Genomic DNA, 15058 nt, shown 5'->3' on the forward strand with positions numbered 1-15058 from the left:
ATTCAGTACACGTCCCGCACATAGCGCTTCGCCGCGATGAGCTGCTTCACGTACACACCCGCCTCGTCCTCGCTCAGACCGCCGTGTGCCACCGCGATGTCCCTCAGCGCCCGGTCCACGTCCTTGGCCATACGGGAGGCGTCGCCGCAGACGTAGAAGTGGGCGCCCTCCTGGAGCCAGTGCCACAGCTCGGGCCCGTGCTCGCGCATCCGGTCCTGGACGTAGACCTTGTTGCGCTGGTCGCGGGAGAACGCGGTGTCCAGGCGGGTCAGCGTGCCCTCGGCGACCAGGTCTGCCAGCTCGTCCTCGTAGTAGAAGTCGGTGGCGCGGTGCTGCTCGCCGAAGAACAGCCAGTTCGGCGCCGCGTGCCCGAGCGCCCGCCGCTCCTCCAGGAACCCCACGAACGGCGCCACTCCGGTACCCGGCCCGACCATCACCATCGGCGTCGAGGCGTCCCCGGGGGGCCTGAAGTACGGCGAGCGCTGCACGAAGACGGGCACCGCAGTGTCCGGCCCAGCGTCGGCCAGGAAGGGCGAGCAGACCCCGCCGCGCGGCCGGCCGTGCAGGTTCTCGTACCGCACCACGGACACCGTCAGCGACACCCGCGCCGGGTCGACGAGCGGGCTCGACGATATGGAGTACAGCCGGGGCTGCATCCGCCGCAGCACCGTCACCCACTCCTGTGCGGACGCCCGCACCCCGTACTCGGCGACCACGTCCACGGCCTGCCGACCCCACGACCAGCGGGCCAGCCCGTCCTTGTTGTCCGACCGCATCAGCTTCTTCAACTCGCGGTTGTCCCGGGCTCGTTCGGAGACGAAGCGCAGCAGGTCGGGTGTGATCCGGGTGATGTCGAGCTGCCGGTGCAGCGCCTCGGAGAGCGAGAACTCACCGACTCCCTCCACCCGCACGCCGGTTGACGCGTCCAGTCCGGTCACGGCCAGCCATTCCGCCACCAGGGACGTGGAGTTGACGGGCCGCACCCCGAGCGCGTCACCCGCTTCGTACGTCAGTGCCGTACCGCTCGTGTCGAAGGTGAACCGGCGCACCTCCTTGGTCGCGCCGGGCAGGCTGAGCAGCCGGTTGCCGACGAGCCGGGCGGGCGAGGCGGCGGGCTTGGCGGACCGGACGGCAGGGGAGGGGACGGGAGTTGAGGCCGGGGAAGCCGTACCGCCCGCCCGCTGCTCCTGCTCGGTCTCCGTGCCCGTGGTGCCGTTCGTGGCGCTCGGGTCCAGCACGTCGAGGACCTGGTCGAGCCACGCGTCCGCCGACGGTTCGAAGTCGGGCTCGCAGTCGGTGCGCGGAGTGATCCGCACCGCCCCCAACTCGTCGAGCCGCGCGTCCAGTCGGCGCCCGTGCCCGCAGAAGTCGTCGTACGAGGAGTCGCCCAGCGCGAGTACGGCGTACCGCACGCCGTCCAGCCGTGGTGCCTGCTCCCCGGAGAGCGAGTCCCAGAAGCCGGAGCCGTTGTCGGGGGCGTCGCCGTCGCCGAACGTACTGGTGATGAAGAGGAGATCGGCACTGCGCGCGAGGGCGGTCACATCGGCCTCGTCCATGCCGACGAGCCTCGCCCGGTGCCCGCCGGCGTTCAGCCGCTCGGCCGCCGCACCGGCGAGTTCCTCGGCGTTGCCGGTCTGCGAGGCCCACAGCACGACGACCTCACGCCCGCCGACCTCGACCCCGACACCGACCCGTTCCTGCGGCGGGGCCTCCTCCGTCCTGGAGTACATGCCGGCGAGCATTCCGTTCACCCAGTCGGCGTGCTCGGCGCTGAAGGGAGCGGAGGCGGGCAGCACGGGGATTCCCGCGGCACCGGTGGGGATTCCGGCGAGGAAACCCGAGAGGTACTGGCGTTCCTGCGAGCTGAGAACGGGCGGGGGCGCGGGTGTGAACGCGAACTCCGGCACGGCGACCGGAACTTGAGGGAGAGCGGATGGAGGGGCTTCAGGGCGCTGCACCTGAGCCTCGGGCCGGTGCACCTTCACCAGGGACACCGCGCACACCTTGAACTCCGGCTGCAGGGACAGCGGATCGACCGCGTCGCTCGTCACCGCGTTGATGCTGAGGTATTCCCCGAAGAGGTCGTTCCAGTGGAAGGGCGCGAAGACGCAACCCCTCCGCACGCGGTCCGTGACGACGGCCGGCAGTACGGCCCGTCCGCGCCGCGAGGCGACCTCGACGGAGTCGCCGTCCTCGACCCCCAACTCCCGGGCGTCCTCGGGATGCACCTCCACGAACGGCCCGGAGTTCAGCTTGTTGAGCTGGGCGACCTTCCCCGTCTTCGTCAGGGTGTGCCACTGGTGCTGCACGCGCCCGGTGTTCAGGACGAACGGGAAGTCGTCGTCGGGCAGTTCGGCGGCGGGCAGATGCGGCCGGGCGTGGAAGACGCCACGCCCGCTGGCAGTGGGGAACCGCGGTCCCGCCCCCTCCTGCTCCCGGTACCGGATGGGATTGCGCGCGGGCCCGTCCACCGAGGCCGCCGGCCACTGCACGGGAGTCTCGCGCAGCCGCTCGTAGGTGACCCCGCGAAGATCCCAGCCGGTCTTCGGGTTCCACGCCCGCTTGAGCTCCTCGAAGACGTCCTCCGCGCTTTCGTACGCGAACCCCTCGAACCCCATCGCGCGGGCGACGGCCGCGATGATCCGCCAGTCGGCCATGGCGTCGCCGGGCGGGTCGACGGCGGCCCGGGCGAGGGTGAGACCGCGCTCGCTGTTGACGAGGACGCCCTCCGCCTCGGTCCACATCGCGCCGGGCAGGACGACATCGGCGTACGCGTTGGTCTCGGTCTCGGCGAAGACGTCCTGGGTGACGACGAACTCGGCGGCCTCCAGGCCCTCGATGACCGTACGGCGGTTGGCGACCGAGGCGACCGGGTTGGTGCAGATGATCCAGCAGGCCTTGATGCGCCCCTCGGCCATCCGCCGGAACATCTCGATCGTGCCGTGCCCGGCGCCGTCCTTGCGGAGCGTGCCGGCCGGCAGCTCCCACAGCTCCTCGACGAACGCCCGCTCCTCGTCCACCAGCACGGACCGCTGCCCGGGAAGCCCCGGCCCCATGTACCCCATCTCCCGGCCGCCCATCGCGTTGGGCTGCCCGGTGAGGGAGAACGGCCCGCTGCCGGGGCGGCAGATCGCGCCGGTGGCGAGATGCAGGTTGACCAGGGCGTTCGTGTTCCAGGTACCGTGCGTGGACTGGTTGAGCCCCATGGTCCAGCAGCTCATCCACTCACCGGACGCACTGGCTTCCCCGATGATCCGCGCCGCTTCCCGGATGTCGTCCTCGGGGATGCCGGTGATCGCGGAGACGGCGTCCGGCGCGTAGTCGGCGAGGAAGGCCGGCATCTCCTCCCAGCCCTCGGTGTGGGCGGCGATGAACTCCTGGTCCGTGTACCCGTCGGCGTGCAGGAGATGGAGCAGGCCGTTGAGGAAGGCCAGATCCGTCCCGGGCCTGATCTGCAGGAACAGATCGGCCTTGGCGGCGGTGGCGGTACGCCGTGGGTCGACCACGATGAGCTTCGCCCCCGCCTTGACCCGCTCCATCATCCGCAGGAACAGGATCGGATGGCAGTCGGCCATGTTCGACCCGATGACGAGAAAGGCGTCGGCGTGGTCGAAGTCGTCGTACGAGCCGGGCGGCCCGTCGGCGCCCAGCGACAGCTTGTATCCGGTGCCCGCGCTCGCCATACACAGCCGGGAGTTCGACTCGATCTGGTTCGTGCCCACGAACCCCTTGGCCAGCTTGTTCGCCAGGTACTGGGCCTCCAGGCCCATCTGCCCGGACACATAGAAGGCGACGGCGTCCGGCCCGTGCTCGTCGACGATGGCGCGCAGCCGGCGCGCGGTCTCAGCGATGGCGTCCGCGACGGGCGCGGGCACCAGCTCCTCGCCCCGGTCGTCGAGGCCGTCCCGGACCAGCGCGGTGGTCAGCCGGCCGGGTGCGCTGAGCATGTCGGCGGTGGTCGCGCCCTTGGTGCACAGCCGCCCGGCGTTCGCGGGATGCGCCTTGTCCCCGGACGCCTTGAAGACCGTACGCCGTCCGTCGGGTCCGAGCCCGACGTCCAGCACGATTCCGCAGCCCACCCCGCAGTACGAGCACACGGTCCGCACCTGCGTGGTCGTGGGGGTTGTGGTCACGTGCTGCCTCTCTCCGACCTGCTCTGTCTTTCGCTGTCTCTCGCTGTTCTTCTCCATGCGGGACTGCTACCGCCGAGCGTACGAATTGCCCGTTACGTCGATGTCACGTGATCCGATCATGAGCGGTTACACCCGCTGCACAGCCGGAGTGTCAGTGCTGTGAGGTACGTATAGGTGTTCGGGTTTTTCTCACACAGGAGGTCGCTGAGCGTGTCGTATTGGGCCGATCGGGTGACCATGAGTAAGAATTGGCTGATGCAGACAGTCAGTGCGAGCCAGGGCGGAGTGTGCCGATGAGGAGCCACGATGTCACCGACGAACAGTGGGAGGGGCTCGCCCAGGTCGTACCGCTCAGAGGCCGGGACGCCTGGCCGTCCGCGGTGGGCCACCGGTCGATACCCGAGGCGGCGACCGAGGCCAGGCGCCGTTTCGTCGTCCTGCGCGTCAACGTCTTTGCGGACGCGCGCGAGGTGGCGGAGACGCTGATGGCGGGCATCCCGGTACTCCTCGACCTGACGAGCGCCGAGGCGGACACCGCCAAGCGGGTCCTCGATTTCAGCACGGGCGTCGTCTTCGGCCTCTCGAGCGGGATGCACCGGGTCGACCGGAACGTGTTCCTTCTCACCCCGCCCGGCACAGAGGTCGGGGGGCTCATGGGGGGAGCGGGGATTCCGGAGCACTGAGACCGGCCTCGCCACGAGATCCGTCCCCCGTTCGTAGGAAGGTGCGGCGGGCGGAACGGTTCGCCTCGCGGGCGGAGGCCTACGGTCCGGATATGACCCTGTCACTGGACTTACCGCCCACTCCGTCCACCGCAGCGCAGCGGGCGGCGCGTCCCGACCGGCCGAGCGTCACCGAACTGAGGCTGTCCGCCTACGCGGGGCACCGCCGGGCCAGGTTCCCGCTCGGGCGGCTCACCCTGCTCGCCGGGCCGAGCGGCGGCGGCAAGACGACCGCGCTCAGGGCGTACGAGTCGCTGGCCCGCCTCGGCTCCGGCGCCACCGTCGGGGAGGCGTTCCCGGACCCGGCCGCCTGCGTACCGGAACGCGCCCGCCCCGACGCCCAGCGCCGGCGCGGCTTCCGTATCGGCTGTACGGCGGACGGCCCCGAGGGTCCCGTACTGCTCGACGTCGCCGTCCAGGCCGAGCCCGAACTGCGCATCGTGGGCGAGCGGTTGAGCGCCGGCGGGGTGGTCCTCCTGGAGACGGCGCTGCGCGATCCCGGCAGGCGCACCGTCCAGGCCGCCTGGCACACTGCCGGTTCGGCGTCGGTCACCCGCGCCCCGATGCCGGACGACCGGCTCGGCACGGCCCTGCTGCCGCTGCGGGTGGCCGGGAAGACGGACGGGCAGCGACAGGTCATCGCCGCCGCCGAGCAGATGGTGGTCGCCCTGCGGTCCGTCTTCGCCTGCGACCCCCGGCCCGACCGGATGCGCACGGCGGTACCGGTGAAGAGCGGGCGACTCCTGCCGGGTTGCGACAACCTGGCCGAGGTCCTCTGGCGCACCGGGGTGGAATGCACCATCCGGCACGGGCTCTTGGTCGCCGCCGTCCGCGAGGGCTGCGCCGGCCCGGTCACGGACGTACGGGCCGACCGGATCGCCGACGGTCGCGTCCGTGCCGTACTCGACCGGGGCGACGGTCCGCTCACCCACTTCGGCAGGCTGGGTGACGGCGAGTTGAGGTACGCGGGCCTGGCGCTGGTCCTGCTGACCGGCCCCGGTGTGCTGGCTGTCGACCAGCCCTGCGAGGTACCCGACGCCCTTCAGACGCTCACGGTCCTGGCTGACGGCTTCGACCGGTCCCTGGACGTACGGCAGCGCGACCAACTCCTGCGACTGGCGGCGCGTATGTGCGACCGAGGGCACATCCGCCTCATCGGTACGGTGAGCGACGCGTCGTGGGTGGAGGGGGTGGAGGGGGTGACGGTGGTAGACCTGAAGCCGTGACAGACCAGGAGCACGCTGACGGCTTCGAGCAGCCCGAACACCAGGATGAACAGCCCGAACACCGGGAGCGCGGCGACCGGTTGGATGTGGCGAAACTCCAGCGCAGGCTGGCCGACTTCGCGGCGGCGCGGAACTGGCAGCCGTTCCACACCCCCAAGAACCTCGCCGCCGCGCTCAGCGTGGAGGCGTCCGAACTGGTCGAGATCTTCCAGTGGTTGACGCCCGAGGAGTCGGCACGGGTGATGGACGACCCGGACACCGCCCACCGCGTGACGGACGAGGTCGCGGACGTGCTCGCGTATCTGCTCCAACTGTGCGAGGTGCTCGGGATCGACGCGCTGACGGCCCTCGACGCGAAGATCGACCGCAACGAACTGAGGTTCCCGACAAAGGAATAGTTACTCTACGGAGTCAAACTGCGGTCCGTTCCCTATTTGTTGTCCGCAGATTTCCGCCTTCCTCTGGCTTTTCGTCCCACAGCACTTCACTCTGGGTAGTGGACGGTGGAGTTCGGGCGGACGTGCGAACAGCGCGTCGGGGACAGACTGGGGCAGCGCATGGATGCGGTGCGGCTCATCCTGACGAGTAGACGCGCCCTCGCGAGCAGCGACGGTGTGTCTCAGACCTTGAAGGAGGTGTGGCAGGCGCAGGCCCTCGCGCAGGCGATAGGCAGCCGCCTCGCGGTCAACGGGCCACCCGAACTGCGGGGCGAGGCGCTGGGGTTGACCGAACTGGCGGGCCGGGGCTGCGGAGTCCTGGATGAACCGCCCCTCGCCGCAGGCGCGTTACGTGCGGCCCAGCTCACCGAGCTGGGCGACGCCCGCCACGCTCTCCTCTGCCTCGGCGCCCTCCTCGGCGAGGCGGGCATGGCCCTGGTCGGCATCGCCAGCGCAGCGGACGACGAGACGACGTACTGGCAGTGCATGGAATCGATCGACGCGGCGGACGAGTCCCGCGACCGCGTCCTGGAGATGCTCCGCAAACTGGCGGCCAGGGAGGCGGCGGGGGGAGCGGAGCGGGTGGCCGGATAGGCGGTTCGTTCGGCGCGGGCCGGTGGGGGCTGATCGCGCCCGCGCGGCGGAGCCCCAGGTGGATACAGCCCCGCGCCCCTTTCGGGGCGCGTTGCGCGCCCGACTCTCCGCCTGGCAGGGGGCCGAGCCCGGCGGCTCGGCCCGGGCAATTTCAACCCGCCTCAGTCTCCTCCGCGGACGTCGACGACACCCCCGCCGACTGAAAATCGGCGTCCAGTGCAGACAGATCTGCGTTCAGCGCGGCCATCAGTTCCTCCATCTGCTGCAGCAGCCCCTTCGGCTGTGTGGGCCCCGCCTGCTGCGGCACGACTTCTTCGGACAATGGACGGCCTCCTCGGCCCCTGGCTCCCGGAGGAGCCGGCACGGGTGCGCCCCGGAGAGCGAGCGGGCCGGCAATCGAACTGGCCGACCGGTCGCCGCCGGCGCGGGCGCCGGTCGGGCCGGCTCCGCCCGAGCCAACGATCATCGCGGTGGGGAGTCACTGGCACGGACCCGCACCTCGCACGCTGTTGACGGTTTTTCACCCGACCGGGGAGGCGTGGGGCAGGGGGCGCCGGTGGGGTTGACCGGGGTCCGAGTGCAGGATGGGGGCATGGATCTTCGCATCTTCACCGAACCCCAGCAAGGCGCGACCTACGACACCCTGCTCGCCGTGGCGAAGGCCACCGAGGACCTTGGTTTCGACGCGTTCTTCCGCTCCGACCACTACCTCCACATGGGCTCGGGGGACGGCCTGCCCGGCCCCACCGACGCCTGGATCACCCTTGCCGGACTCGCCCGCGAGACCAAGCGCATCCGCCTCGGCACCCTGATGAGCGCCGCCACCTTCCGTCTTCCCGGCGTCCTGGCGATCCAGGTCGCACAGGTCGACCAGATGTCCGGCGGGCGGGTCGAACTCGGCCTGGGCGCGGGCTGGTTCGAGGAGGAGCACAAGGCGTACGGCATCCCGTTCCCGCAGGAGAAGTTCGCCCGCCTCGAAGAGCAGCTGGCGATCGTCACCGGCCTGTGGGAGACGAAGGCCGGCGAAACGTTCAGCCACCACGGCACGCACTACGACCTCACCGACTCACCTGCTCTGCCCAAACCCGCGCAGGCCAAGATCCCCGTGCTCGTCGGCGGCCACGGCGCGGCCCGTACCCCGCGGCTCACCGCGCAGTACGCCGACGAGTTCAACATGCCGTTCTCGTCGGTCGAGGACACCGAGCGCCAGTTCGGCCGGGTGCGCGCGGCGGCAGAGCAGGCGGGCCGCAAGGCCGACGGGCTGACGTACTCGAACGCGCTGGTGGTCTGCGTCGGCAAGGACGACCAGGAACTGGCCCGCCGCGCCGCCGCGATCGGCCGCGAGGTCGACGAACTCAGGGCCAACGGACTGGCGGGCTCCCCGGCGGAGGTCGTGGAGAAGATCGGCCGCTACGCGGAGATCGGCTCCCAGCGGATCTACCTCCAGATCCTCGACCTCGACGATCTGGACCACCTTGAGCTGATCTCCTCGCAGGTGCAGTCGCAGCTGTCGTAACGCCGGAGTGCGGGGCGGGTCACCGCCGGTCACCGCCGGCAGCCCCGGCCCCGCGCACCGCACATCCGCCGTGGGCACCCGCCCGTCGACCAGATGGACGGCGGCCGTCGAGTCCACGCACGCGTCGTCCCGGCTCGCGAACACGCCCTGGGAGCAGTCGTCGTCGAGGGTGACCGGGCGGGAGCCGAGCAGCGGGCGGCGCAGTGCGTGGGCACCCTCGATCGGGGTGACCGGGTCGTGGGCGGAGGCGATCAGCAGGACGGGCGGGGCGGCGGGGGTGCCCAGGGCCGTACGGCGGGCGGGCCGGTGGTGCCGGAAGGTGCAGGCCGACGTCTCCATGCCGGTCAGTACGGGCTGTGGGTCCAGCCGTCGTGTGCGGCGGAGGCCGGCCAGGATGCGGGCTGGGGTCGGACCGGGTCCGTCGGTGCACTTCACCGTCCGGCTCGCCGCATCGAAGGTGCGTGAGTCCGGCGAGTCGAGGGCGGTCGCGGGGCGCGGTGTGCCCGTCGTACTGTCCCGCAGATGCGTACGCAGTACGTCGGCCAGGGCCGCCCAGCGTTCGGTCCGGTGGAAGGCGTGGTGGAGGGCCTGGCCGAAGGCCGCTCGGGCGGGCGGCTCGCGGCGGCTTCAGCGGATGCGGTACTGCTTCCAGAAAGGGCCCAGATCCTTGTCGGTCATCGACTGGGCGGCCTTCTTGAAGTCGGCCGTGCTGGAGACGCCGTACCAGTGGTCGCGGGCGTACCGCTTGAGGAGTCGCGCCATGGTGTCGGCGCCGAGGGTGCGCTCCAGATCGGCCAGGGCGCAGGGGCCGGCCGTGTACACGACGTGGTACTCGCCGCGGTTCGCGGACCAGTAGGCCATCGAGTTGGTGAGCGCGGCGCGGTCGCTCGGCCAGTTGTCCTCCGACCAGCAGTCGAGTGTGTCCCAGCCGTAGAAGCGCGCGTTGGCGTACTGGGCGAAACTCTCGTCCAGCCAGGGCGAGTTGTACTCGTCGTTGCCCACGATGCCGTACCACCACTGGTGGGCCACCTCATGGACGACGGCGCTGCCTTCCTCGGTGGTGCCGAGGAGGACCAGGCCGGGGTACTCCATGCCACCGCCGAACCCACTGGTCATCACGAGGTCGATCTCGCCGTACGGATAGCGGCCGAACTCCCTGCCGAACCGGTCGACGGCGGCTACGCCGTCCTGGCGGCTGAGGCGGACGCCCGCGGCGGAAGTGCCCGGCGCCCAGTACGACTTCACGCGCACGCCCCCGGGCGAGGTCTCGGTCGCGGTGCGGAACGCGCCCGCCGCCCACGCGAAGTCCCGTACCTGATGGGCGACGCTGTGGGTGACCGTGCGCCCGGGCTTGCCGGGGCGGGTCCAAGTGCGGCCGGTCGCCGGGACCTTGAGGGCCGACGGGTGGTCGAGGCGCACCCGGAAGTCGCTTGCCAGAGCGTAGAAGCTCTCGCCGGTCGCCACATACGGATCGAGATGCCACCCCTTCGTGTCGTGCACGGCCAGGACCGGCAGCGCGTTGCCCAGGAAGCGGAACCCGCCCTCGCGGCCGAAGCGGCTGTTCCGTCCGGGCACGTTGATGGACACGTCGAGGGCGATGGTCGTCCGCTCACCGCGTGCGAGCGGCTTCGGCAGGGTGACGCCCAGTGCCGTGCAGCCCACGGTGAGGCGGCCCGGAGTGCCGCCGCGCACCTTGGAAACCCTGACGGGGGAGGGCTTGCCGGGCGTGCCGCACCCGTCGTCGCCGTTGCCCCACAGGCGTACGTACACCTCGCGCAGGGGCCGGTCGGAGGCGTTGCGGAACGACATCCGCTGCCGGCCGGTCCAGTGGGAGCCGTCGGTGTCGGCGCGCAGGGTCACCTCGTAGCGGAGGCGGTCGGGGGTCGCGGCATCGGCGGAGGTCCCTGTCCTGGCGCCGGGCGCCGTCTCGGCCCGGGCCACGGTGGAGCCCGCTGTCACGAGGCACGCGAGCAGCACAACCAGCAGACGGTGAGCGGTTCTTGACGACCACGCGGACAGCGACGACATGGCAGCGGATCATGCCACATCGCTCTGGATCCTGGCCTCTGCCTGCGAGAAGAGAGGGGGTCGGCTCCGCTTGGGCAGCGGAGACGCGCGGCGGATCCAGGAAGACGGACGAAAGGGTGCCGAGGGAAAATGCCCGAGTGCCCCGGGGGCGTTCGCTGTACGTTGACGCACAGCAAGTACCCCCAGTTCAAACCCTTCTCTGAGGCCTGGCCACCGTGTTCCTGACGATCAGCACCACCGGCACCCCCGAACGCCCCGCGACCGACCTCGGCTACCTGCTGCACAAGCATCCCGACAACGCGCAGACGTTCTCCACCTCCTACGGCACCGCGCACGTCCTCTACCCCGAGGCGTCCGACGAGCGCTGTTCGGCCGCGCTGCTGCTGGAGGTCGACGCGGTCGCACTGGTCCGGCGCGGCAAGGGCAAGGGACGGGGCGGCGCACCCGACGCGGCACTCGCGCAGTACGTCAACGACCGTCCGTACGCGGCCTCTTCGCTGCTCGCGGTCGCGCTGAGCGCGGTGTTCAGAAGCGCGATGCAGGGTCAGTGCCGGGCGAAGCCCGAACTCCCGGACCAGGCACGTCCGTTGAGGGTCGAGGTGCCCGCGCTGCCGGCCCGGGGCGGCGCCGATCTCGTACGGAACCTGTTCGAACCGCTCGGCTGGACGGTGACGGCCGAACCGGTCGCGCTGGACCCGGAGTTCCCGGAGTGGGGCGACTCGCGGTACGTGGCTCTCGTCCTCGAGTCGGAGACGCTGACCCTCGCCGAGGCGCTGCGCCACCTGTACGTCCTGCTGCCGGTCCTCGACGACGCCAAGCACTACTGGGTGGCGCCCGACGAGGTCGACAAACTGCTGCGGGCGGGCGAGGGCTGGCTGCCCGCGCACCCGGAACAGAAACTGATCACCAGCCGCTATCTGTCGCGCCGTTGGTCGCTGACCCGGCAGGCGATGGAGCGACTGGAACTGCTCCGGCTGGCCGAGGCCGACGACAGCGAGGTCGAGGAGATCGACAACGCGGTCGAGGACGAGACGGAGGCGGAGCCGGAGGAGAAGCCGACTTCGCTCGGCGTGCAGCGCCGGGACGCGATCATCGCGGCGCTGAAGGCGTCCGGGACCGCCCGGGTGCTCGATCTCGGTTGCGGGCAGGGCCAGTTGGTGCAGGCGCTGCTCAAGGACCCGGTGTTCACCGAGATCGTCGGTGTGGACGTGTCGATGCGCGCGCTCACCATCGCCTCGCGGCGGTTGAAGCTGGACCGGATGGGGGAGCGGCAGGCGGCGCGCGTCAAGCTGCTCCAAGGCTCGCTCGCCTACACCGACAAGCGGCTCAAGGGGTACGACGCGGCCGTGCTGTGCGAGGTCGTCGAACACCTCGACCTGCCGCGTCTGCCGGCCCTGGAGTACGCGGTGTTCGGCGCGGCCCGTCCCCGCACGGTCCTCGTGACGACGCCGAACGTCGAGTACAACGTCCGCTGGGAATCCCTCCCGGCCGGCCACAGCCGACACAGCGACCACCGCTTCGAGTGGACCCGGGAGGAGTTCCGTACCTGGGCGGACGCGGTGGCCGAACGGCACGGCTACGAGGCGGAGTTCGTGCCCGTCGGGCCGGACGATCCGGAGGTGGGCCCGCCGACCCAGATGGCCGTGTTCACGATGAAGACCGAGACCGAGACCAGGAACGGCATGAGGGAAGAGAAGGAGGCGAAGGCCGCATGAGCAGCGTCGAGAACGTCACAGGTGTCGAGAACAAGGGGCGCGTGCTGCCCGTCACCGACCTCTCCCTCGTTGTGCTGATCGGGGCGTCCGGTTCGGGCAAGTCCACTTTCGCGCGGCGGCACTTCAAACCGACCGAGATCATCTCGTCGGACTTCTGCCGAGGCCTGGTCGCCGACGACGAGAACGACCAGAGCGCCAGCGGGGACGCCTTCGACGTCCTGCACTACATCGCCGGCAAGCGACTCGCGGCGGGCCGCCGTACGGTCGTCGACGCGACCAACGTCCAGGAGAGCAGCCGCAAGCAGCTGATCGAGCTGGCGCGGCAGTACGACGTGCTGCCCATCGCCATCGTCCTCGACGTGCCCGACGACGTCTGCGCCGAACGCAATGCCTCCCGCACCGACCGGGCCGACATGCCCCGTCGGGTCATCCACCGTCACATCCGTGAACTCCGCCGCTCCCTGCGCCACTTGGAGCGCGAGGGATTCCGCAAGGTGCACGTCCTGCGCGGTGTGGAGGAGATCGAGAGCGCCGAGGTCCGCACCGAGAAGCGCTTCAACGACCTGACCCACCTCACCGGCCCCTTCGACATCATCGGCGACATCCACGGCTGCGCCTCCGAACTGGACTCCCTGCTGGGCAAGTTGGGTTACGAGAACGGAGTGCACCCGGGCGGCCGTACCGCCGTCTTCGTGGGCGACCTCGTAGACCGGGGCCCGGACAGCCCGGGCGTGCTGCGCCGCGTGATGTCCATGGTCGGATCGGGCAACGCGCTGTGCGTACCCGGCAACCACGAGAACAAGTACGGCCGTCACCTCAAGGGCCGCAAGGTCCAGCACACCCACGGACTCGCCGAGACCATCGAGCAGATGGATGACGAGAGCGATGAATTCCGCTCTCAGGTAAGGGAGTTCATCGACGGCCTCGTCAGTCACTACGTCCTTGACGGCGGGCGCCTGGTGGTCTGCCACGCCGGTCTGCCCGAGAAGTACCACGGCCGTACGTCGGGCCGGGTGCGCTCGCACGCGCTGTACGGCGAAACGACCGGGGAGACCGACGAGTTCGGCCTGCCGGTGCGCTACCCGTGGGCGGAGGACTACCGGGGCCGGGCGGCGGTGGTCTACGGTCACACTCCGGTTCCGGAGGCCAGTTGGCTGAACAACACCATCTGTCTCGACACCGGTGCCGTCTTCGGCGGCAAGCTGACCGCGCTGCGCTGGCCGGAGCGGGAACTGGTCGACGTACCGGCGGAGCAGGTCTGGTACGAGCCGGTGAGGCCGCTGCGGTCGGAGGCGCCGGGCGGGCACGACGGCCGTCCGCTGGACCTGGCGGACGTCCACGGCCGCCGGGTGGTGGAGACGCGCCACGCGGGCCGGATCACTGTCCGCGAGGAGAACGCGGCGGCGGCCCTGGAGGTCATGAGCCGTTTCGCGGTGGACCCGCGGCTGCTGCCGTACCTGCCGCCGACGATGGCTCCGACGGCGACCTCTCATGTCGAGGGCTATCTGGAGCACCCGGCGGAGGCGTTCGAGCAGTACCGGGCCGACGGTGTCGAGCGGGTCGTGTGCGAGGAGAAGCACATGGGTTCGCGGGCGGTGGTGCTGGTGTGCCGTGACGTGGAGGTGGCTCGGAAGCGGTTCGGTGTGAACGGTGACGGTCCTACGGGGGCGCTGTACACGCGTACCGGGCGTCCGTTCGTCGACGACCCGACGGTGACCGAGGAGATCCTCGGCCGGGTACGGGCGGCGGCGGACGGGGCCGGTCTGTGGGAGGAGCTGGGCACCGACTGGCTGCTGCTGGACGCCGAGTTGATGCCGTGGTCGCTGAAGGCGTCCGGGCTGCTGCGGTCGCAGTACGCGGCGGTCGGCGCCGCTTCCGGGGCGGTGTTCCCGGGGGCGCTGGCCGCGCTGGAGGGTGCGGCGGCGCGGGGCATCGACGTGCGGGACCTGCTCGCACGTCAGCGTGAACGGGCTTCGGACGCCTCGGCGTTCACGGCGGCCTACCGGCGCTACTGCTGGCCGACGCAGGGTCTGGACGGGGTCCGCCTGGCGCCCTTCCAGGTCCTGGCGACGGAGGGGCGCAGCCTGGCCGGTCTGCCCCACGATGAACAACTGGCCCTGCTGGACCGGCTGGTGGAGCACGACGGTACGGGTCTGCTGCAGACGACCCGTCGGCTGTACGTGGACACGGCCGACGCGGAGTCGGTGCGGGCGGGCGTGGACTGGTGGCTGGAGATGACCGGGCGGGGCGGTGAGGGCATGGTCGTCAAACCGCTCGGCGGGGTGGTGCGTGACGGGAAGGGACGGCTGGTGCAGCCCGGCATCAAGTGCCGGGGGCGTGAGTACCTGCGGATCATCTACGGTCCGGAGTACACCCGGCCGGAGAACCTTGCCCGGCTGCGGGGGCGGTTCCTGAATCACAAGCGGTCGCTGGCGATCAGGGAGTACGTGCTGGGGCTGGAGGCGCTGGACCGGCTGGCGGAGGGGGAGCCGTTGTGGCGGGTGCATGAGGCGGTGTTCGGGGTGCTGGCGCTGGAGTCGGAGCCGGTGGATCCGCGGCTTTAGGGGGTGGCGGGGGGTTTTCGCTCCCGCCACCCCTACCCGTCCCATCCAGTACCTGGGGGCTGCGCCCCCAGACCCCCCTTCGGCCTGAACGGCCTCGTCCTCAAACGCCGGACGGGCTGGGGA

At 70.8% G+C, this 15058-nt stretch carries 10 protein-coding genes and 1 pseudogene; 7 read left to right on the top strand and 4 right to left on the bottom strand.

Annotation, left to right across the window (positions count from 1 at the left end; translation table 11 throughout):
* Positions 1-2: 2 nt before the first annotated feature.
* Complete coding sequence (locus G3I56_RS21315) at positions 3-4133, bottom strand: bifunctional nitrate reductase/sulfite reductase flavoprotein subunit alpha (protein WP_164411230.1); 4131 nt, start codon at positions 4131-4133, stop codon at positions 3-5.
* Positions 4134-4426: 293 nt separating this feature from the next.
* On the opposite strand from G3I56_RS21315, the gene G3I56_RS21320 reads away from it, so the two are divergent.
* The 4 genes from G3I56_RS21320 (at position 4427) to G3I56_RS21335 (ending at position 7112) form a co-directional block, all read left to right on the top strand.
* Complete coding sequence (locus tag G3I56_RS21320) at positions 4427-4816, top strand: cell division protein SepF (protein ID WP_164411232.1); 390 nt, start codon at positions 4427-4429, stop codon at positions 4814-4816.
* 92 nt (positions 4817-4908) lie between these two features.
* Entirely contained in the window at positions 4909-6081 is a 1173-nt protein-coding gene (locus G3I56_RS21325) for an ATP-binding protein (protein WP_164411235.1), read from the top strand.
* Between the two features lie 80 nt (positions 6082-6161).
* Entirely contained in the window at positions 6162-6479 is a 318-nt protein-coding gene (locus G3I56_RS21330) for a nucleotide pyrophosphohydrolase (RefSeq protein ID WP_164411327.1), read from the top strand.
* Positions 6480-6638: 159 nt separating this feature from the next.
* On the top strand, positions 6639-7112 hold the full coding sequence (locus G3I56_RS21335; protein WP_164411237.1) for a DUF6099 family protein: 474 nt from the start codon (positions 6639-6641) through the stop codon (positions 7110-7112).
* 151 nt (positions 7113-7263) lie between these two features.
* Here G3I56_RS21335 and G3I56_RS43245 read toward each other — a convergent pair whose 3' ends face one another.
* A complete protein-coding gene (locus tag G3I56_RS43245) occupies positions 7264-7434 on the bottom strand; it encodes a hypothetical protein (protein WP_203690336.1) in 171 nt (56 codons plus the stop codon).
* A gap of 270 nt (positions 7435-7704) precedes the next feature.
* On the opposite strand from G3I56_RS43245, the gene G3I56_RS21340 reads away from it, so the two are divergent.
* Positions 7705-8628, top strand: coding sequence for an LLM class F420-dependent oxidoreductase (locus G3I56_RS21340; protein ID WP_164411239.1), 924 nt, complete (start codon positions 7705-7707; stop codon positions 8626-8628).
* 66 nt (positions 8629-8694) lie between these two features.
* Here G3I56_RS21340 and G3I56_RS43985 read toward each other — a convergent pair.
* Positions 8695-8967 (bottom strand): annotated as a pseudogene (locus G3I56_RS43985) (alpha/beta hydrolase); the annotation flags it as partial.
* A gap of 288 nt (positions 8968-9255) precedes the next feature.
* Positions 9256-10656 carry a M1 family metallopeptidase gene (locus G3I56_RS21350; RefSeq protein WP_164411241.1) on the bottom strand — a complete coding sequence of 467 codons (1401 nt, stop codon included), beginning with the start codon at positions 10654-10656 and terminating at the stop codon, positions 9256-9258.
* A 215-nt stretch (positions 10657-10871) separates the two neighbouring features.
* Here G3I56_RS21350 and G3I56_RS21355 point away from each other — a divergent pair, with 215 nt between their 5' ends.
* The gene (locus tag G3I56_RS21355) at positions 10872-12371 is read left to right on the top strand and encodes a 3' terminal RNA ribose 2'-O-methyltransferase Hen1 (RefSeq protein WP_164411243.1); all 1500 of its coding nucleotides are present in this window, start codon (positions 10872-10874) and stop codon (positions 12369-12371) included.
* Positions 12368-14935 (top strand): polynucleotide kinase-phosphatase, encoded by a 2568-nt coding sequence (locus G3I56_RS21360; protein WP_164411245.1) that lies wholly within the window; start codon positions 12368-12370, stop codon positions 14933-14935. Before G3I56_RS21355 ends, G3I56_RS21360 begins: the two co-directional genes overlap by 4 nt.
* Positions 14936-15058 lie beyond the last annotated feature (123 nt).

Origin of the sequence: Streptomyces sp. SID12488, assembly GCF_010548275.1 — a bacterium.
Taxonomy (GTDB): domain Bacteria; phylum Actinomycetota; class Actinomycetes; order Streptomycetales; family Streptomycetaceae; genus Streptomyces.